Annotated in this window: 15 protein-coding genes; all 15 read left to right on the forward strand. The window is 36.2% G+C overall.

What is annotated here, in order from left to right:
* Positions 1 to 80: 80 nt before the first annotated feature.
* Entirely contained in the window at positions 81 to 3,668 is a 3,588-nt protein-coding gene (locus tag BQ5341_RS02470) for a glycosyl hydrolase 115 family protein (protein WP_071130494.1), read from the forward strand.
* A 130-nt stretch (positions 3,669 to 3,798) separates the two neighbouring features.
* Complete coding sequence (locus BQ5341_RS02475; protein ID WP_071130495.1) at positions 3,799 to 5,385, forward strand: xylulokinase; 1,587 nt, start codon at positions 3,799 to 3,801, stop codon at positions 5,383 to 5,385.
* Positions 5,386 to 5,400: 15 nt separating this feature from the next.
* Positions 5,401 to 6,096 (forward strand): L-ribulose-5-phosphate 4-epimerase, encoded by a 696-nt coding sequence (locus tag BQ5341_RS02480; RefSeq protein WP_071130496.1) that lies wholly within the window; start codon positions 5,401 to 5,403, stop codon positions 6,094 to 6,096.
* A gap of 21 nt (positions 6,097 to 6,117) precedes the next feature.
* Complete coding sequence (gene araA, locus BQ5341_RS02485) at positions 6,118 to 7,530, forward strand: L-arabinose isomerase (protein ID WP_071130497.1); 1,413 nt, start codon at positions 6,118 to 6,120, stop codon at positions 7,528 to 7,530.
* Between the two features lie 12 nt (positions 7,531 to 7,542).
* Positions 7,543 to 8,985, forward strand: a complete 1,443-nt coding sequence (locus BQ5341_RS02490; protein WP_071130498.1) for an alpha-N-arabinofuranosidase — start codon at positions 7,543 to 7,545, stop codon at positions 8,983 to 8,985.
* 6 nt (positions 8,986 to 8,991) lie between these two features.
* Positions 8,992 to 9,246 carry a DUF6171 family protein gene (locus BQ5341_RS02495; RefSeq protein WP_071130499.1) on the forward strand — a complete coding sequence of 85 codons (255 nt, stop codon included), beginning with the start codon at positions 8,992 to 8,994 and terminating at the stop codon, positions 9,244 to 9,246.
* 76 nt (positions 9,247 to 9,322) lie between these two features.
* Positions 9,323 to 10,336 (forward strand): glycoside hydrolase family 88/105 protein, encoded by a 1,014-nt coding sequence (locus BQ5341_RS02500; protein WP_083378567.1) that lies wholly within the window; start codon positions 9,323 to 9,325, stop codon positions 10,334 to 10,336.
* 9 nt (positions 10,337 to 10,345) lie between these two features.
* The gene (locus BQ5341_RS02505) at positions 10,346 to 11,554 is read left to right on the forward strand and encodes a rhamnogalacturonan acetylesterase (protein WP_071130501.1); all 1,209 of its coding nucleotides are present in this window, start codon (positions 10,346 to 10,348) and stop codon (positions 11,552 to 11,554) included.
* Between the two features lie 118 nt (positions 11,555 to 11,672).
* Entirely contained in the window at positions 11,673 to 13,883 is a 2,211-nt protein-coding gene (locus BQ5341_RS02510) for an AraC family transcriptional regulator (protein WP_071130502.1), read from the forward strand.
* 160 nt (positions 13,884 to 14,043) lie between these two features.
* Positions 14,044 to 14,709: a DUF1961 family protein gene (locus tag BQ5341_RS02515; RefSeq protein WP_071130503.1), complete on the forward strand. Its 666-nt coding sequence runs from the start codon at positions 14,044 to 14,046 to the stop codon at positions 14,707 to 14,709.
* Positions 14,710 to 14,713: 4 nt separating this feature from the next.
* Entirely contained in the window at positions 14,714 to 15,385 is a 672-nt protein-coding gene (locus tag BQ5341_RS02520; RefSeq protein WP_071130504.1) for a YesL family protein, read from the forward strand.
* Positions 15,348 to 17,879, forward strand: coding sequence for an exo-rhamnogalacturonan lyase family protein (locus tag BQ5341_RS02525; protein ID WP_071130505.1), 2,532 nt, complete (start codon positions 15,348 to 15,350; stop codon positions 17,877 to 17,879). The genes BQ5341_RS02520 and BQ5341_RS02525 overlap by 38 nt, the downstream gene beginning before the upstream one ends.
* Entirely contained in the window at positions 17,876 to 19,411 is a 1,536-nt protein-coding gene (locus BQ5341_RS02530; RefSeq protein ID WP_071130506.1) for an extracellular solute-binding protein, read from the forward strand. Before BQ5341_RS02525 ends, BQ5341_RS02530 begins: the two co-directional genes overlap by 4 nt.
* 70 nt (positions 19,412 to 19,481) lie before the next feature.
* Positions 19,482 to 20,465: an ABC transporter permease gene (locus BQ5341_RS02535; RefSeq protein ID WP_106396161.1), complete on the forward strand. Its 984-nt coding sequence runs from the start codon at positions 19,482 to 19,484 to the stop codon at positions 20,463 to 20,465.
* A gap of 11 nt (positions 20,466 to 20,476) precedes the next feature.
* A complete protein-coding gene (locus BQ5341_RS02540) occupies positions 20,477 to 21,361 on the forward strand; it encodes a carbohydrate ABC transporter permease (RefSeq protein ID WP_071130507.1) in 885 nt (294 codons plus the stop codon).
* Positions 21,362 to 21,420 lie beyond the last annotated feature (59 nt).

Consider the following 21,420-nt stretch of genomic DNA (forward strand, 5'->3'; position numbering starts at 1 on the left):
TCATGATCAACTTATACTAGTAGTTTTCAAAAATCAACATAAAATACTAAGAAAAAAATGATTATTTAAAGGAGAAACAGATGAAACACAAAACGTTTGACGCTGAAAATGAGAAGTTTTTTTCTAAAGAGGTCATTTCAGTTTATTTAGCGCCTTGCCTAGAGTCAGGACTTAAAATTGCTCAGCAGAATTTGCGAAATGATTTAGAAAAAATATTCACTAAAAAAGTAGAAGTCACGGATATAACATCAGCCGAGTTGGTAGTGGGAACTTTAGCTGACTTTCCAGATGAAAGTCTCAATTATCTTGATTGTGCACCACTTTTTGAACAACAAAAATTAATTTCAGAAGCTTATTTAATTGCCGAAAAAAGTGGTCAAATTTTTATTGTTGGCGCTGATTTTCGAGGGTCAATTTTTGGTATTTATGAATTTACAAAACGAATTGGTGTTTCGCCGTGGTATTTTTTTGCAGATGTTCCGCTAAAGAAAAAAGACTCTTTTGTTTTGCCTAAAGATTTTTATTTTACTGAGCATCCCTCTGTAAGTTATCGGGGTATCTTTATCAATGATGAAGAGGAACTCAATAATTGGGCTAAAGCGCATACCAAAGATGGGACGATTGGCCCGGAAACTTATGTAAAAATTTACGAATTATTACTACGTCTGAAAGCCAACTATCTTTGGCCGGCGATGCATGTAAATTATTTTAATGAAAACACCGAAAATGGTCGATTAGCTAATGAAATGGGTATTATTATCGGAACAAGTCATTGTGATATGTTGCTTCGTAGTAATCAAAATGAATGGGGACCATGGCTAGAAACTAAGAACTATTCCCCTAATGATGTTCAATATGATTATTCAATTTCAGGTAGGAACCGCGAAATATTACAAGAGTATTGGCAAGAAAGTGTCGAGCTAAATAAAGACTACGATGTCAGTTACACAGTAGGAATGCGGGGAATTCACGATTCGGGATTTATCACTAAAATGATTGACCAAGATGAAAAATTGTCACCAGATGAGAAAATTTTTCAAAAAAAAGAAATGCTCCAACAAATTATCAATGATCAACGAACTATTATCCAAGAAACTTTGGATAAAAAACCTTCAGAAGTACTCCAAACTTTTATTCCATACAAAGAGGTACTTAAGTATTACGATGAAGGTTTAAAAATTCCTGAAGATATTACGATTATTTGGACCAATGATAATTATGGAAATGTTCGGCGTTATCCAAGCCTAGAGGATCAAAAACGGCTAGGTGGCCATGGCTTGTATTATCATAGCTCGTACTGGGCGGCAACCACTATGCATTATTTATTTATTTCATCCACTCCGTTAGCAAAAATGAAAAATGAACTGAAAAAAGCTTGGCAAAATGGCATCCAAAAAATGTGGGTTTTAAATGTCGGCGCCTTAAAGCCTTTAGAACAAGATGTTGAATTTTTCTTACGCTATGCTTTTGAAGTTGGAAAAGAGAGAACCACACAATCGGTGGAAACTTTTTTAAATCAATGGATTGACGAAAATTTTTCGGGTCACTTAGGTAGCCAGGTCGGACCTTTGTTAAATGAATTTACTCAAGTTACTAATGTACGTAAAATTGAACAAATGGACGATGATACATTTACCCAGAATAAATATGGCGATGAGGGTTTCGACCGGTTGAATCGATTGCAAGAAATTTTTTCTTCTGTTAATCAATTAGCTCGTCAATTGCCAACAGAAGAACAAGCTGCTTTTTTCCAATTAGTTCAAATGAAAATTCATGCAGCTTATTACAAAAGTGGAGAATATTATTATGCCGATCGCTCTGCTTTATCTTTTAAGCAAGGAAAAATGCAATCAGCTACTGAATATCATCGACGTTCAGGAGAGTTTACTAATTATTTGCGGTGGATGATCCATTACTATAATAACGTCATGATGGACGGAAAATGGGCGCAAATTCTAACACCTGAACTTGCTCCGCCTCCAAATATGAGAATGTATCCCACTACAAAACCCGCGCTGAGCTTAAATGAGCCCAAATTAAACTTCACTTTATGGCATGAAACAGCCAAAAAAGCTTTAGAACTAGAAAAAAATTCTGCTAACTTGGCTTGGTTTGAAATTTTTAATGAAGGTTATGGAGAATTTACTTATCAAATCACTTGTCCAGATTGGTTAGTTCTATCAAAATATACCGGACAGTTAAGAAGTGAAGAAAGAATTTTTATCGAGAAAGTTTTTCCAACAGAAAAAAGTTTATCTGGATCGATTATAGTAACTACTTCAACGGCTGGTAGTGTTGAAATTCCGGTTCATTTGTTAGAGAAAACTTCTGATCGCCAGCTTACTTTGGGAACAGTGGTTGAAGCAGATAATTACTTAGCATTTTCAGCCACCGATTTTCAAAAAAATAGTTCGCAAAATAATAATCAATGGGAAATAGTGCCTAATCTAGGTCGCTATCAAGGTGCGGCCTTACAAGCGACAAGTCAAAAACAAACAGCTCTCTCTGTAGAACATGTGCAGCAAAATCCTAGTATCGAATATTCTTTGAATTTCAAAACAGCAGGGACGCATCTGATTGAGTTTTATCGCTTGCCTAGCTTAAACTCAGTTGGAAAAATTCGTTTTGCGATAGCTCTGGATGATCACCCAGTACAAATTATTAGTTCAGACGTTACAGATGAGCATCGGGGAAATTGGGAAAAGTCTGTTTTAAATGATGTGGACAAGCTTTATGCGCGATTACCTTTTGTTACGGCTGGCTCTCATACGTTAACTTTATATATGATAGATAGTTACGTAGCTTTAAGTAAGATAGTAATTTATACAGACAAGTTCTATCCAACGAATTTAGGACCAAGACTTAGTCACACGATAGGCCAAGTTTCAAAAATGACTCCGGAGTTGCAGCCAGCAAATAAAATAGACTATATTGAGCAGTTGACTCAAATGTACCATAGTTCATTTAATGAAGTGTCTCTGCCGGAAATTTTATATGTGGATCAACATTATTATCAACAACCACTTTTTAGCGCACATTTAGTACGAGAAAAACAGACAAAATTAGCTGATCCAGCGGAACAATTAAATGTAAATGAAAAAAACAGCTTAATTACTCAATTTCGTCAGCAAAAAATTGGTGAAAAAAATAATACACTGGCTTTTGAAGCAGAACTTGTTTTAGCAGAAAATGAAAATTATTACACGACAGAAAATTTACCTAACACTCCTACTGGTTGCTGGGAACATTTGGGAACACCTACTAATCGTGGAATGGGCCTTGGAATGTATATTCCCGGCTCAGATACTAGATGGCCAGAAGGAACTGGGGCGCCAGAGTTGCATTACACGTTACAAGTAACAAACCCCGGGAAATATGCTGTATGGATTTTACTTAAATACGAAGCAAAAGGTGGGGATAGCCTGCTAGTTGGTCTCGATGGTCAAGTCCAAAGTTTGACTCAACAAAACTCACCAAAAGGATTTTTCAGTTATTTAAATCAGCAAATTTGGCATTGGAATTTAGTTAGTGAAATAGAACTTCACGCAGGTATTAATGATTTTACAATTTATGGTCGTAGTGCGGGTGTGAAAATTGATCGCTTATTTTTAAATAGTGATGGGCAACGACCACCTCTTGATGCAGATTTTCAAATAACTAGGTTGTAACAAATTGCTCATCATTCAGGTGAAAACCTGAATAGATGAGTATTTTTTGAAGTAAAAAACGCGATTTTGCTCTTTACTTGTGGGAGTAAATGCACTAACATAAAAACGGATACATAAAAAGGAGGAGGACATGGAAAATCAAAGAAAATCAATTAGCGATGGCCAAACATTTTTAGGTATTGAATTTGGATCAACCCGCATTAAAGCTGTTCTAATAGATCAAAGTCAAAAAGTTTTAGCCAGTGGTGAATTTGAGTGGGAAAATCAATTTGTGGACCAATTCTGGACTTATAGTTTGGAAGATATTTGGTCGGGTTTAGCCACGTGTTATGAAAATTTAAGAGAAAACGTTTGGTCAAACTACCAAGTAAAACTAAAAAAAATTGGTGCCATTGGGATTTCAGCCATGATGCACGGTTATTTAGCTTTTGATCAGCAACAGCAATTATTAGTACCTTTTAGGACTTGGCGTAACACCAATACTACTCAAGCAGCGAAGGAGCTTTCTGAGCTGTTTGACTTTAATATTCCAGAACGTTGGAGTATTGCTCATCTTTATAAAGCCCATTTAAATCAAGAGAATCATCTCAAAAAATTATTCAGTATTAACACTTTGGCTGGCTATGTTCATCGGGAACTCACGGGAAGAAATGTTCTGGGCATTGGCGATGCGTCAGGGATGTTTCCAGTGGACTCACATACTAAAAATTATCGGCAAGATTTGCTGAATATTTTGCAAAAAAAAATGGATTCGTTTGCCTATCCTTTTAAAGTAGATGATTTATTACCAGAAATTTTAAGCGCTGGACAAATGGCGGGGAGTTTATCGGAACATGGAGCAAAATTATTAGATACAAGTGGACAACTTGTAGCTGGAATTCCCCTTTGTCCCCCTGAAGGTGACGTAGGAACAGGCATGGTAGCTACTAATTCCATCGCCGTTCATACGGGGAATGTTTCCGTTGGGACTTCAATTTTTGCGATGGTAGTTTTAGAAAGTCAGTTGAAACATCGTTATCCAGAAATTGATTTAGTAAAGACGCCAGTGGGTGAAGAAGTCGCAATGGTTCACGCTAATAACGGCACTTCAGAAATCAACGCTTGGTTAAAACTTTTCCAAGAGAATTTACAACTTTTTGGCACAAAGGTTTCTACTGAAGAACTTTATCGAAAACTTTTTGAATTGGCTTTGACTGGTGAAAAATCAGCTGGGAATTTATTGAGCTATGGCTATTTTTCTGGAGAGAGTATTACAAAAATTCCAGTAGGACGTTCATTATTTATCCGCCAAGAAAAAAGTGAATTTACTTTGGCTAATTTCATGCGAGCACAACTTTTTTCTACTTTTGCCACTTTGAAAATCGGAATGGATTTATTAACTAAAGTAGAAAAAGTACCATTAGAGAAAATTTACGGTCATGGCGGTATTTTTCAGACACCAAAAGTTGGACAAAAATTTTTAGCAGCTGCAATTAATGCGCCGATTACTGTACGCTCTACAGCCAATCTCGGTGGTGCTTATGGAATGGCGTTGTTAGCTGCCTTCACAAAAGAGAAAGGCTTATCTTTAGAACAATTTCTTAAAAAGAATGTTTTTGATGATGAAGATGAAGTAACTTTAGACCCTGATTTAATGGATGTTGTAGGTTTTCAAGAATATATGGATAAATTTAAAAAAGGGCTAGCAATTGAACAAACGGCAGCAGACTTTTTTTAGAAAGGAAATAAATTCATGCTAGAGCAATTAAAAGAGAAAGTCTTTCAAGCTAATTTAGAATTACCGAAACAAGGTTTAATTAAATATACTTGGGGCAACGTTTCTCAACTTGATGAGTCTAAGCAATATTTTGTCATTAAACCTAGTGGCGTTTCCTACGATAAAATGCAAGCTTCTGATATGGTAGTTTGTGATTTGTCCGGTCAAGTGGTTGAAGGGAATTATCGGCCCTCATCAGATACGCCAACGCATGCTTATTTATATCAGCATGTCAAAAATATCGGCGGGATCTGTCATACACATTCTACTTATGCAGTCGGATTTTCTCAGGCCGGTTTAGATCTTTTACCTCGAGGCACCACCCATGCAGATACTTTTTACGGAGCAGTTCCTTGTGCTCGCTTCTTAACGGAAGCCGAAATACAAGCAGGATATGAACAAAATACTGGGAAGGTTATTCTTGAAACCTTTCAAAAAAGACAAATCTCTTTTCAAGATATACCTGGTGTATTACTACAAGGACACGGACCTTTTACTTGGGGGAAAGATGCTTTTCAAGCAGTAGAACAGGCAACAATTTTAGAAGAAATCTGTAAAATGAATTTCATTACTCAATCATTAAATCCAAATGCGGAAATTTTACCACAACGGATTTTAGATAAACATTATCAAAGAAAACATGGAAAAGATGCTTATTACGGTCAAAAGTAAAAAAAATTAGGAGGAATTTAATTGAAAAAAGTTTTTTGGTTAGTCGTCGGCTCCCAACAATTATATGGTCCAGACGCTTTAGCAAAAGTGAAAGAAGACGCAGAAAAATTAGTCGCTGGTTTAAATGAGAGTAACAAATTTATTTATCCAATTGAGCTACAAGATTTAGCAATTTCAGCAGAAAAAATAACTGAAATTATGCAGGCAGCTAACTTTCAAGACGAGGTTCAAGGGATTATTACTTGGATGCATACTTTTTCACCAGCTAAAATGTGGATCCGAGGCACCCAACTTTTACAAAAGCCACTTCTTCATTTAGCTACCCAATTTAACGAAAGTATCCCTTGGGAAACGATTGATATGGATTTTATGAATTTAAATCAATCGGCTCATGGTGATCGAGAATATGGATTTATCAATGCTCGACTCAAAAAAAGTAATGAAATTGTCGTCGGGTATTGGAAAAATCCTGACGTTCAAGAAAAAATTGCCGCTTGGATGCAAGTTGCAGTAGCATACAATGCTAGCTACTCAATTAAAGTTGCACGATTTGGTGATAATATGCGTGATGTGGCAGTGACAGAAGGAGATAAAGTTGAAGCACAGATAAAATTTGGTTGGCAAGTTGATTATTTTGGTGTTGGAGATTTGGTTCAAGTAATCAACGAAGTAAGCGATGAAGAAGTGGAACAACTTTTTCTTGAATATCAAAAATTATATGATTTTGACTTAGGTTCCTATAACGAAGTCACTTTTTTAAATCATGTTAAAGTTCAAGTACGACAAGAAATTGGTTTAAAACGTTTCTTGGATGCGGGGCATTACAATGCTTTTACTACGAATTTTGAAGATTTATATGGGTTAGAACAACTTCCAGGCTTAGCTGTCCAACGATTGATGATGCAAGGGTATGGATTTGCAGGTGAAGGAGATTGGAAAACAGCGGCGTTAGATCGTTTATTAAAAGTAATGGCTAATTTTGAAAGTACTGGTTTTATGGAAGACTATACTTATGAATTATCCAAGGGACATGAAGCCATATTAGGATCGCATATGTTGGAAGTTGATCCGACTTTAGGCGCCACCAAACCAAAAATTGTTGTTAATCCTCTGTCGATGGGAAATCTCGCTGATCCAGCGCGGTTGGTCTTTGATGGAAAAGAAGGTGCGGGTGTCGTTGTTTCTATGGCCGATTTTGGGACTGGATTTAAATTACTGATTAATAAAGTGAATGCTTTCACTCCGACAATATCAGCTCCAAAATTGCCGGTAGCTCGGGTCATGTGGGAAGTCCTTCCTAGTTTCAGCACAGGCGTCAATCAATGGCTAGAACATGGTGGCGGACATCATACTGTCCTTTCGTTAAATCTTTCTAGTCAACAAGTTGCTAGTTGGGCCAAACTAGTTCAATTAGATTATATTATTATTAAATAAAGGGGGAAAAAGATGACAATTCAAGTTTTTATTCCAAGTAAAAGTACAAAAATTAACAAAAACATTTATGGACAATTTTCAGAACATCTTGGACGATGTATTTATGAGGGATTATATGTGGGAGAAAATTCTCCAATTCCAAATGTAAATGGGCTACGTAGTGACGTTGTTTCTGCCTTAAAAGAAATTCAGGTGCCGGTTTTGCGATGGCCTGGAGGTTGTTTTGCTGATGAATATCATTGGAAAGATGGTATTGGGCCAAAAGAAGACCGTGTAGAAATGGTGAATACCCACTGGGGTGGTGTAACTGAAAATAATCATTTTGGAACCCATGAATTTTTTGAACTTGTTCGTCAATTAGATTGCGAGGCTTATATCAATGGAAATGTAGGCTCAGGGACAGTCCGAGAAATGCAAGAGTGGGTAGAATATATGACGATGCCAGGTATTTCTCCGATGGCTAATTTGCGTCGTAAAAATGGTCAAGAAAAGCCTTGGAAAGTTGGTTTCTTTGGCGTCGGTAATGAATCTTGGGGTTGCGGGGGAAACATGCGGCCAGAATATTATAGTGATTTATACCGTCAGTACCAGACCTATGTTCGTCAATATGGTGAAGACAAAATATATAAAATCGCTTGTGGTGCCAATGCACAAGACTATCATTGGACAGAAGTAGTGATGAAAAATGCTAGTCGGCTAATGGATGGATTAAGTCTCCATTATTACACAATACCTAAAGGCGATTGGCAAGATAAGGGCAACGCTACCGATTTCTCTGAAGAGGAATGGTATACTACTTTAGAAAAAACACTATTTATGGAAGAATTGATTACTAAACATTCAGCAATTATGGATCAATATGATCCCGAAAAACGTGTTGGTTTGCTTATTGATGAATGGGGCACTTGGTACAATGTAGAAAAGGGCACTTTACCAGGATTCTTGTATCAACAAAATTCTTTGCGGGATGCTATGGTAGCAGCTTTGAATTTTAATATTTTTCATCAACATGCCGATCGCGTACAAATGACGAATATTGCCCAAATGGTGAATGTCTTACAGGCGATGATTTTAACTGAGGGTGAAAAAATGATTAAAACCCCTACTTATTATGTCTTTGAGATGTACAAAAATCATCAAGAAGCAACTTTGGTTAATTTACTAGGAGAATTACCAGAACATGTTAGCGCAACTGCTAGTGTTAAAGATGATAAACTTACCATCAGTTTATGTAATTATGATTTGAAAACAGCACAAGAACTGAATTTTACAGGTTTAACAACAAATAAGCTAGTTTCTGGGAAAATTTTAACAGCTGAAAAAATTGACGCCCATAATACTTTTGAAAATCCAGAAGAAGTTGTGCTAGCTGATTTTTCAAAAGCTATGTTGACAGAAGGTAATTTGAAAGTTAATTTACCAAGCAAATCGATCGTAACTTTAGTCTTAGAGTAAAGTTAGATGGCTTGTCGATTTTGTGACCAAAATAATTTTTTGAATCAAACAGCAATAGATGCTGAAATTGCTGAACAATTAAGTTTCGAAACGCCAGATAATTTAGTGTCGGAAGAAAAAAGAAATCAGCGTCTGGATATTTGTGAAACATGTCCATTCTTTCAAAATCAGATTTGTACAAAATGTGGATGTTACGCTGAATTCCGAACTGCTTTAAAAATTAAAGCCTGTCCAATAAATAAGTGGGCAGCAGTAAAGTAAAAAATGGCGTGCAACAAAAGATAACTTTCTTTTGTTGCACGCTTTATTTTTTAGTAATTCATAAAGGAGAATGAAGATGCCAAAAACAAAAGAAGAGTTAGAAAATTTGAGTTTAAGTATCATTGATAAGACATTACAAATGGATTTGACTTGGGATTGGAGTTGCGGTGTTGCTTATTACGGTATTTGTCGATTATACGAAACTACCGGTGACAAAAATTATTTAACAGATTTGAAAGTGAGAGTAGATGAACTAATCGAATTTGGTTTTTCTGGAGATTGGACGGTTAATAAGTGTGCGATGGGCCATTGCTTATTGACTTTAATGGAGGTCTTCGGCGATGAAAAATATCAAGAATTGATTGATAGTAAAATTGATTATTTACAAAACCGCGCCTTACGATTTGGTGATGGTGTATTGCAACATACAGTTTCTAGCAATAATGATTTTCCTGAACAAGTTTGGGCCGATACTTTATTTATGGCAGCATTTTTTATGCTACGAGTTGGGGTGATAAATAATGATCAAGCATTAATTAAAGATGCTTTAAATCAATATGATTGGCATATCACTTATCTTCAAAATCCACAAACGGGGCTATTTTATCACGGCTATAACAATTTAGCTCACGATAATTTATCTAGTATCTATTGGGGACGGGCAAATGCTTGGGCCGCGTACACGATGGCTCAAGTTGGTCAACGGTTACCGCAAGCTTATTTGTATCCTGAATTTATGAATATTCAAGGATCGTTGAATGAGCAATTAGCAGCATTGAAATTTTTACAAACAGATAATGGATTGTGGCGGACCGTCTTGGACGACGCAACATCTTACGAAGAAATCTCAGCTTCTTGTGGCATTGCTGCGGCTATGAAGATTAATAACAATCCACTTCATCAAAAATTTGTCGAAAAAGCATTTGTAGGAATATTGGGAAATATTTCCGAAACTGGTCGAGTGGAAAATGTTTCGGCAGGAACAGCGGTGATGAGAGATGAACTGGGTTACCGAGAGATTACGAAAAAATGGTTGCAAGGGTGGGGTCAAGGACTTGCTTTAGCCTTTTTAGCCGAGTTTTTAAAATAGGAGAGAAAAATGATAACTTTTACTAAGTTTAATTCTAGCAAATCTAATGGAAGATCTCCGGAGATTTCAGATGGTTTTGATTATAAAAATGGTCAGGCTTATTCATTTGCTGAGTCTGCTTTACCTATCGCCCCCTTAGATCCGGTTAGTTGGTGGGCGCAAGGAGAGACAGGGCAAACATATCAAATCACAGTTGAAATTACAGCATTAGCTGATTGCAAAACAATTTTTTTGTTTTCTAGCCGGAAGCAACTGCGAGCATTATTTGCTTTGAAAAAAGGAAAAACGCGACAATTTCAATTTTTTCAGAGTTTATCGGCAATTATGCCTGATTTTTCTAATGAAAAGTTAGTGATGGATCAACTTTTTGTTAGTGTGGCCACTCAGAAACCGGAAAATTTACTTGTTGAAGTTTTTGCTGAGGTCCAAAATAGCCCACGTCTTTTTTTAGCCGGAGATTCAACTGTAACTGATCAAGTGGCGCCTCTCCCATATATTCCCGCTTTAGCGTATACTTCCTGGGGGCAAAGCTTACCACTTTTTTTAAATGGAACTTTAGCAATTGATAACCAAGCTCATTCTGGGTTAACAACCGAAAGTTTCATGCAACAAGGACATCTGTCAATTGTAGAAGAATATATTCGACCGGGCGATTGGTGTTTATTCCAATTTGGTCACAATGATCAAAAATTACCCCAGCTAAAAGCCGCCACTGGGTATCGAAAAAATTTACTGACGTTGATAGATATAGTGCGACAAAAAGGAGGACGACCAGTTCTAGTAACCCCACAAGCACGAAATACGTGGAAAAATCGGGAATATCTAGATCTTTTAGTTGATTATGCTAATGAAGTAAAACTGATAGGTCAAAAATTATCAGTTCCAGTGATTGATCTACATCGAGCTTCACTAGATTTTTGGCAAAAATTAGGACAAGTAGAAGCAACTAAGTATTTTCCGATTGGAGATTTAACCCATACGAATGAATATGGTTCGTGGGAAATGGCCCAAATCGTTGCTCGGCAATTAGTTTCTTATTTTGAAGAAGAATTAACTTTTATACCACCGGAGATTAATTTCTCGCCTGAAAACTTTACTTGGGAGAATTTTAAAAAAATCGCTCAAGAAAAAACCGAAACGCAGCAAAGTGATCAAATTTTGCATGACATGGAAGCTAATTTAACTCATTTGGAAGAAAGTTTAGAAAAAAATCAGTAATAAAAAAATTTCAAATTCAAAAATAAAAAAATTTCTAGCAGAATTTTTACTAAAAGCATTGAAAAGCCTTTCTAAAATTTGTACAATAAGTGGGTGACTAAAACTAAGGGAGCAAAAAATGAAAAAGGAACATAGTTTTAAACAAAGAATTAAGTTTTATAGTTTCTTGATTTGTATCCCCATCTTCTTAATTGCTATTATCATAAAAATTTACTTTAGTGGGCCCATTCAAGCGCAATATGTAAAAAAACATAATGAATCAGTTGCTCAAGAAGTTAGTTATCTGAATCAACAGCTAGGACAAGTGGAAGTTTTATCGGCCAACTGGGGACAAAATTTACAAAAACAATTTATGCTAGAGCCGATACGAGATTTGAGTTCATTTACGCAGTTAACCAACATTACTCGAGATCTGTTTTTTTTCCAAAATAGCAATAATTTAATTAAAGAATGTCGGATTTTTATTTTTGATGAGAATGAGCCATTTGTCATTGGTAGTTCAGGGACGTGGAAATTTACCACAACTGAAGATTATATTCAATATCAAATCTCCAATGGGAAAGATTTTCAGTGGCGGATGAACGACCAAGGCGAAGTGGTATTTATTCAAGATATTTCTGGCGTGTCATCTAGTGATTCAAAAGCCTATTTAACGACTGTTTTAAATAAAAATCGCATTTTAGATTTACTAAAAGTGAGTGCTACAAGTGAAGGGGCTACTGCTTTAACTATCGATGGGGAATTAATTGTGTCTACGGGTCAACTTTTTGATAGTTCTCGTGAGATGATTTCACCAAATGGAAGCGATACTTGGAAAAATCAAGTTGATGGCGCAACTTACAGCTTTATGCGTGCAGAGATGAGTCGACTTTCTCAAAAATGGCTATTTTACTCGGCAAGTCCGATTGCAGCTATTGCTGAACCAATTTTAAGATTTTCTAATATTCTATTTTTGATTGGCCTCGTTCTTTTTCTGTTTGCAGTTATTTTGGGACAAATTATTGCCCGGCGCCAGTATAAACCGATTGGGCAAATGATGGATTCCTTATTTGGCGATAATCGGAAAATTGGTGGGGATGAGTTTGAGTATTTAACCCGGCAGTGGAAATTGATTATCAAACGAAAAGATGAGCTAGAGAATCAACGGAGTAATACCCAAGAAAAATTGAGGCAATCAGTTTTATCGCAAATTTTGGAAGGAAAATATAGTTATTTAGAAGAAAAGGATTTGGTGCGCTTATTAAAGCGCAACGGGTGGCCAGATGTTATAACCTCATACACGTTGTTTTCAATTCGCCTAGGTGGAGAAGTGGAGCAGGATGCAATAGAGGTCAGTAGCAGTTCTGATATGTTTGTCTTAGAAAATTTGATTCATGACATCGGGAACCGACTTTTTGAAGATTCTTGTATTATTGAATATCGTTTGGATAGCTTATTACTTTTCGTTCCAAATTGTAATCAAGAAAGTACACAGCGATTTGTTGAAACTACTTTTGAATTTGTGAATCGGGTGATAAAAAAATTCGCTGTTGTGATTGTTTCTAAAACGGAAAGTGAGATTAGTCGGCTAACGATTTTAGGTAGTGAATTGGAGCGCCTGCGATATTATCAAAAAGTACTACCTGAAAATCAGATCATAAAAACAACCATTCTAGATAATGATGAGAAATATTTATATCCAGAACGAGTTGAAAATAAAATTATTGGAAAAATTGAACGGTCAGAAATCCAAGAATTAAGGCCTGAAGTGTTGGAGTTTGTGCGAATTTTATTAGGAGATCATTATGAACTAGGATTTTTGAAAGAAGGACTACGTCAACTTTACGATAAAGTCCATCTGCTGTTAGCGGCTCACCACATCAATGAATCTAACTATGTTAGTAAAGATATTTTGATTCGAAAAGTTGAAAAACTATATACTCCAGAAAAAATTTCTGAAGTTATTTGCGAGGATTTTTTGGAGTCTGTGACGCTCTTGATGCAAGAAACCAATCAAGGGACATTGCAAGAGGCTATTCAAAAGGCAGTACGTTTTATCCAACAAGAATATAAAAACCCTTCTCTTTCTTTAGAAGAGACGGCGGATTATGTCGGCTTAGAGGCGTCTTATCTGTCTAGGGAGTTTAAAAGAGCAATGAAGATTAATTTTATTGATTACTTGACGGATTATCGCTTGGAATTGTCTAAAGATTTATTAGCTAAGTCCAATTTGAAAATCAATGAGATCGCCGAAGAAATTGGCTATAATTCAAGTTACTTTAATCGTTTATTTAAGAAAAAATTTGATGTAACTCCCGGACAGTACCGGAAGAAATATTTGAACTTGTAAATTTCCAAAAGAAACATTTATGGGAAATTATTGTTTTTATTGAAAGGAACGCTGATTTATCAGCGTTCCTTTTTGTTTTACAAAAAAAGACTATTGTCGGAAATTTAAAAACCGTTTACATTTAGAGCGTTGAAGCCCTTGCAAAAGAGGAGATGATTTCTTGGAGGAACGTTTAATCTATCAAAATTTTCTTAGGGACCAAGAAGACATAAAAAAATGGATACCCGAAGGAAATATCAAAAAGACGTTTGAAAATGGATTGGTTTTAGAAAGTGCGGATGATTTAAGTTTATTAGATCATGCTCATTTCACCTACTGGTTGCCAGAAAAATTTCCAGCTAACATCAAAATTTCTTGGGAATTTTTACCATTGGAAGAACCTGGACTTTGTATGATGTTTTTTTCTGCTTTAGGAAAAAATGGCGAAAGTATTTTTGATACCCATTTAGCTAAAAGAGATGGCTATTATCCTCAGTACCATTCTGGCGACATCAATGCGTATCACATTTCCTATTTTAGACACAAGCAGCCCAATGAACTTGCTTTCCGTACATGTAATCTGAGAAAGAGTGCGGGTTTTAATTTTATTATACAAGGTGGCGATCCTTTGCCACCGGTAGAATTTGCTAATGATTTCTATCATTTGGAAATTTATAAATTCAACGGAGAAATTCGTTTTTTCATCAATGAGCTAGAGATTTTCTCTTGGAAAGACAATGGAAAAACTTTTGGTCCGGTATTAGAAGAAGGTTTTATCGGCTTGCGTCAAATGGCACCGATGAAAGCTAAATATCGCAATTTGCAAATTTATCATTTAAAGGAGTGATTAAATGGAATCAGGAACTTGGACGGCGAAAATGTATCGCGGTCTGTCTAGTGCATATATGTGTGCAATTTTCACTTTACTCTTTTGGTTTGGTTTTATTCTCGGCTTGGGAATCTTTGGTTTAGCTCCAAGTTTACGAAGCATCTTTCATCTAGCAAAGCTAAATCATCGCCATGAGCTTATCCATCCAGTGAGAACATTTTTTCACTACTATAAGAAAGTATTTTTTAAAGCAAACCAAATGTTATGGCCAATTTTTGGTCTTATCTTCTTTATTCTTTGGGATACGAAAATTATTTTATCCTTGGGGTTGGAACAAGAGCAATTTTTCGTTATTTTTTTTAGTATCTTACAAGTTATCTTACTTTTGATGATTACTTATAGTTGTAGCCTATCAGAATTTTATGAGTTAAAAGTGTTTGAAACATTGAAAAAATCTTTTCAATTTACTTTTTACAATTTAGCAGGTAGTGTTCTAACCTTGTTAATAACGGGTATTTGTTTTTATCTCTCGACTTTACTTCCTGGGTTAATACCATTTTTTTCTATCGGCTTTTGGATTAATTTGGTCGTCGGAATTCATTTACGACTCTTTGAAGTAAACGAAGAAAAATTAAAGGGAGGAGAAAAGAAAGAACATGAGTATCAAGTGGCTCAAGAAATCACCAAGCACTAAGCGTGGGTTGACGTTCGGATATCCGTTAACGCAGGGTCAATTGACCGTTGATCAAGTTCCAACTGTAGCCCAGATGGGAGCCGTTGCTTTACAGACGAAAATAATGGCATATTGGCCGGATAAATCAATTAAATGGTTGGCTCTTTCCGGTGTCGTTGAAAAAGATACTAAGATTTCCAAAATTTCTTTTAGCCAAAGAAAAGATGCTAAAAAAATTATTGCCGAAGATAAATATAACGGCGTCTACATTGATAATGGTCTATTTCAAGCGTATTTTCCAAAGCATGCAGGTAAAAATGTCGTTTTAGATTGGCTTAAATGCCAAAATGAGATCAAGCTCCAACGTTTATTCATCACCTCTAAAATGGCTGATAAGCAAACCATATCACAGGTTGAACAAGTTGAACTGGAAGAAAATGGGTCAATTAAAGCAGTAGTTAAAATTACTGGTGGATTATGGCTGAACGGGATTAAGGTACAAAAATTTTGTTTGCGCTTTAAATTCTTTAGAAATGCCCCCAACTTTGATGTTCAACACACGGTGACAATTTTAAGTGAGGAGTCAGTTTCTGATATCTTTTTACAAAGTGAAGTGCCCTTAGTCGGTAATGACTTTAATCGACGGATTTCTTTTGTCGGAGAAGAAGGTGTCTACACTGAACCAGCACGTTTGTTACTTTCGAGACGATTTTGGAAAAATAATCATTTATATCAAAAGCAGTTAGCAGGAGAAAATGTAGTATTTACAACTAGTGATGAACAATTATTAGAAAGCGCCGACGATAATGCGCTCTGGGACAATTTTTTTCTCACACAAACTAATGCCCGCGCCTTTCGGTTAGAAAAACAAACGAAATCCGGTTATACGCCAATAGATATCGGCTACGGAGATCATGCGCAAGGTACGGTTTATCTGGGTGGAGAGAAAGGAGGTGTAGCATTCGGTTTAGAAAAATTTTGGCAAAAAGCACCTCGCGCAATAGAAGTATCTGGATTGTCACAAAAAAATACGCAAATCAAAATGCATTTTTGGTCAGAAAAAGGCGGAACGATGAATTTTACCCATTATTCCGATACAGATCATATGTTTAGCGCATATGAAGGGATGGAAGAAATTCGTTCAACACCAGTAGGCATTGCTAATTCAGATAATTTGCGGATAGAAATCTTCACTGACAGCCCAAGTCAGGAAGAAATTTTAGATTTTGCTCAAGAAGTTGTTAACCCTAGTCACCTTGTTTTAGATCCAAAAGATTATCTTCAAACAAAAGTTTTTGGCAATTATTATTCACTCCCTGATGAAAAAAATGTTAATGCTTCTTTTTTAGAAAAACAAATGGTTACGCTTAGAAATTTTTATATTAACGAGGTCAAACAGCGTGATTGGTATGGATTTTGGAATTATGGAGATGTGATGCACACCTATGATGCCGATCGACACACTTGGCGCTATGATTTGGGAGGATTTGCTTGGCAAAATACCGAGCTTGTTCCTAACATTTGGCTGTGGTTAGATTTTTTACGCACCGGTTCAGCAGAAGTTTTTGAACTTGCAGAAGCTATGACGCGGCATACATCAGAAGTCGACCAGTATCATGAAGGACAATATCGTGGTTTAGGTTCACGACATAATGTCTTACATTGGGGATGTCAGTGTAAAGAAGCGCGTATTTCAATGGCCGGTCTGCATCGCTATTATTATTATTTAACCGGCGATGAACGGACGGGGGAAATTATGGAAAGTGTCAAAGATAATGAACAACAAATTTTTGACGAGTTGCCACCGTTACGGGAATTTTACCCACCACAAATTGAAAATAAATATCCGATTCGAGTTGGTCCAGATTGGGCTAGTTTAACAAGTAATTGGTTTACTCAATGGGAACGTACAGGAGATGTTACTTATTTAAACAAAATTCTTACCGGCATTCAGGATATTAAAAATGCACCTGATCACTTATTGTCCGGGCCAACCTATCTATTCGATAAGAAGAAAAAATCTCTAGAGTATATGGGCACGGGAAATGTTGGTGGGTATCATATGATTATTTCATTTGGAGCTCCTGAGGTTTGGTTAGAAATTGCCGAGAATATTCAAGATTCTGAATGGACAAAAGCGATTGCTGAGTTTGGACGTTTTTATGCTTTATCTGATGAAGAAATGATAACCCAATCAAAAGGGAAATTATCTAAGAAACATTTTTCTTGGCCGATGTTCGCTACAGGATTAATGGCGTATGCTGCGTCAACTGATCATGATGAAAATTTGGCACAAAAGGCATGGCAAATTTTGCTGACACCTAGTATATCTGGTGTACCTTTGCCCATTGAAGAGACGTTCCAAGATTCTTTAGCTTTTAAAAAAGTTACTGAATTGCCTTGGATATCCACCAATGTGGCTTCCCAATGGTGTTTAAACACCATTTTATGCTTACGGTTTATAGGTGGGAGTATTCCCGCATATGATAAAAACAAAATGGAGGAAAAAAGATGAAAAACAAAAAGATTTTAAGTTTACTAGGTGTAGGAGTAGCTGCAGCATTTATTCTTACTGCTTGTGGTGGGAAAGATAAAGAGGCTGAAGCAGCTAACGAAGCAGTGAGTGATGAAATTACCTTGATGGTACCATTTATCGAAACGACACCACCAGAAGCCGGCAATGCAATGCAAAAGGAAATTGAAAAATATACTGGTAAAGAAATAAATATTAACTGGGTACCAAACCCATCTTATATTGATAAAATGAATATCACTTTAGCATCGGACGATATTCCGCAAATTATTGTTGTCCAAGGAAAAGATGCCGGCTTTGTAAAATCCGCACAAAATGGAACTTTCTGGGATTTAACTGATAAGTTAAAAGATTATCCTAATTTAAGTCAAGCTGATCCTGAAGTGGTTCAAGCTTCTAGCTTAAATGGCACGGTTTATGGAGTTTATCGTAGTCGGGACCTAATGCGTTCCACAGTCATTATCCGAAAAGACTGGCTGGATAATGTTGGTTTAGAAGAACCAGAAAACTTTGAAGATCTTTATAATGTAGCGAAAGCATTTACTGAAGAAGATCCTGATGGTAATGGTAAAGATGATACAACAGGACTAATCATTCCAAACTTTGCCGCTGCTTTTGATATGATGACAATTGGCTTTGGTGCAGGAAACGCATGGACAGAAGTAGATGGTGAACTTGTTCCTGCTTTTGAAACTGATGAATATTTAGAAGGCATACAATACGCTAAAAAGATGGTTGAAGAAGGATTAATTAATAAAGACTTTGCAACTTTAGCATCTGATAAATGGGACGATCCATTTGTTGCCGGACAAGGTGGTATTATTATGGATACTTACTCTCGAGCTGCTTCAATCCGTAATAAAATGAAACAAGCCGATCCTGAAAATGGTGCCGCTAAGGTGGCGATTGTCGGAAATATTGCCGCTGATGATGGAACAATTTATGCTCAACCAACTGCTGGATACTCAGGTTTCTTAGCTGTCTCCAAAGCTTCTGTAAAAAATGAAGCTCAATTAGATGATGTTCTAACGTTCTTAGATAAAATGAACGATAAAGATATGCAAATGTTGTTAAATCATGGGATCGAAGGCGTGAACTACAATATTGTTGATGATAAATATACTGTAGCAGTTGAATCTGATGATCCTGAAGTAAAAGCAGTTTCTGATGCTCAAAAGAGTTATTCTCAAATGGCTACTGGACTTATTGATTTAGATCCATATGTTGCTAAACCTGAAACAGAAGCAGACCAAGAATTTGCAGATTTACGGGCATCTTTAGAAGATCGTGACACAGAAAACGCAGTCTTTAATCCAGCTGCTGCCTATGTGACAGACACTTACACATCTAAAGGGGCACAACTTGACCAAATTATTACTGATGCACGTGTCAAATTTATTGCTGGTCAAATTGACGAAGACGGTTGGCAAGATGCCATTGACTTATGGGCAAAGAGTGGTGGTTCTGATTTAATTAAAGAAACTAACGATTTGTTTAAAGCTGATAAAAAATAAATGAATTTGTGTAAGTTGTCAAGATTCTTCTTGACAACTTACATACATATTTAAAGGAGGACAGAACCAAATGAAACAGCCTGTTCAAACTGTACAAGCTATCCCAAGTGTGCCGATTCAAAATAAGAAGTTAACCAGATCCGAAAAGTATAACCATCTAAAAAATCACATTAAAAACAATAAATGGTTGTACATTTTAACAATTCCAGGGCTAGTCTATTTTCTAGTATTTAAGTACGCACCGATGTATGGAATTATTATTGCTTTTAAAGATTATGTGCCTATTCTAGGAATCAACGGAAGTGAATGGGTTGGTTTACAAAACTTTAGAGACTTTTTTATTAATCCTGATTTTTTTAGAATTATGGGTAATACCCTAATTTTATCTTTCTTAAATATTGTTTTAACCTTTCCAGCGCCAATCATTTTGGCATTATTACTGAACGAAATTCGTAGTAGTATTTATAAAAAGGTCGTTCAAACGATGGTTTATGTACCTCACTTTTTATCTTGGACAATTGTTGTTAGCTTGACTTTTGTCTTGTTCTCAATTAATGGTGGTGCAGTAACTGAATTGGTCCAACATCTAACTGGACGAGAAATTGATTTTCTTGCCGATCCAAATTGGTTCCGACCAATGATTATTTTACAAGAAATTTGGAAAGGTGTCGGTTGGGGTACGATTATTTATCTCGCTGCGCTTTCTGGTGTGGACCAAGAACAATACGAAGCTGCTATTATGGATGGTGCCGGTCGTTTCCAACGTGTTTGGCATATTACGTTACCTGCCATTCGTTCTACAGTTGTTATCATGTTAATTTTAAAAGTTGGATCCATCTTATCTACTGGTTTTGATCAAATTTACTTAATGACCAATGCCTTAAATCGACCTGTTGCTGATGTGTTTGATACTTATGTATATATGATGGGTATCACGCAAGGCGCCTACAGTTATTCTACTGCTGTTGGGCTATTTAAATCGGTAATTGGCATTATCTTGGTTCTTTCGACGAATAAAATTGCAAATAAACTCGGCGAAAGTGGCTTATATTAGGAGGAGAAAGAATGTCATTACATCAAATGCACAATACCAAACCAGGTAAAGTTTTTGACGTGGTCAACTTTATCTTCCTTGGTGCAACTGCCATCATCATGCTTTTACCATTTATTTATGTAATTGCGGGTTCATTTGCTACTGAAGCAGAACTTGCTATTCGGCCATTTTTCTTGTGGCCGCATCAAGTAACATTGGAGGCTTATAAGTTTATCTTATCAACTCCTGCGTTCATCCGTAGTTTGCTAGTAACCATTGGTGTGACCATTGGTGGAACATTGATCCAATTGATTTTTACTTTTACATTTGCTTACCCTTTATCTAGAAAATATTTAAAAGGCCGTAATGTCTTATTGAATATGGTAATCTTTTGTATGTTATTTTCTGGTGGGATGATTCCAACGTTCTTAATTATTAAAAATTTGGGGCTCTTAGATACTTACTGGGCTTTAATGTTGCCAGGAGCAATTAGTCCTTTTAACCTGATGATTATTAAAAACTTTTTCCAAGAAATCCCCATGGAATTGGAAGAATCAGCACGGATGGATGGTGCTTCAGAGCTAACGATTTTAACGAAAATTATGTTGCCGTTATCTAAACCAATTATCGCAACTTTTACTTTATTTTATGCAGTTGGAATTTGGAATGACTTTATGAGTGCCTTACTGTATATGAACGACTCAGCCAAATGGCCAATTCAATTATTGTTGCGTCAGATTACTATGTCTTCCAGTGCATTGAATAATTCTGCCATGATGGATCCAAACTATATTCCACCTGAACAAGGAATGAAATTAGCTGTAATTGTGGTGGCGACTTTGCCAATCTTAATTTTCTATCCTTTCTTACAAAAACATTTTGCTAAAGGAATGATGGTTGGATCGGTGAAAGGTTAAAAAAATTAGATCTGAGAAGATATTTTCTTTTCAGATCTTTTTTCTATGAAATGAAAATA

The sequence above is a fragment of the Enterococcus timonensis genome (assembly GCF_900104595.1).
GTDB lineage: Bacteria > Bacillota > Bacilli > Lactobacillales > Enterococcaceae > Enterococcus_J > Enterococcus_J timonensis.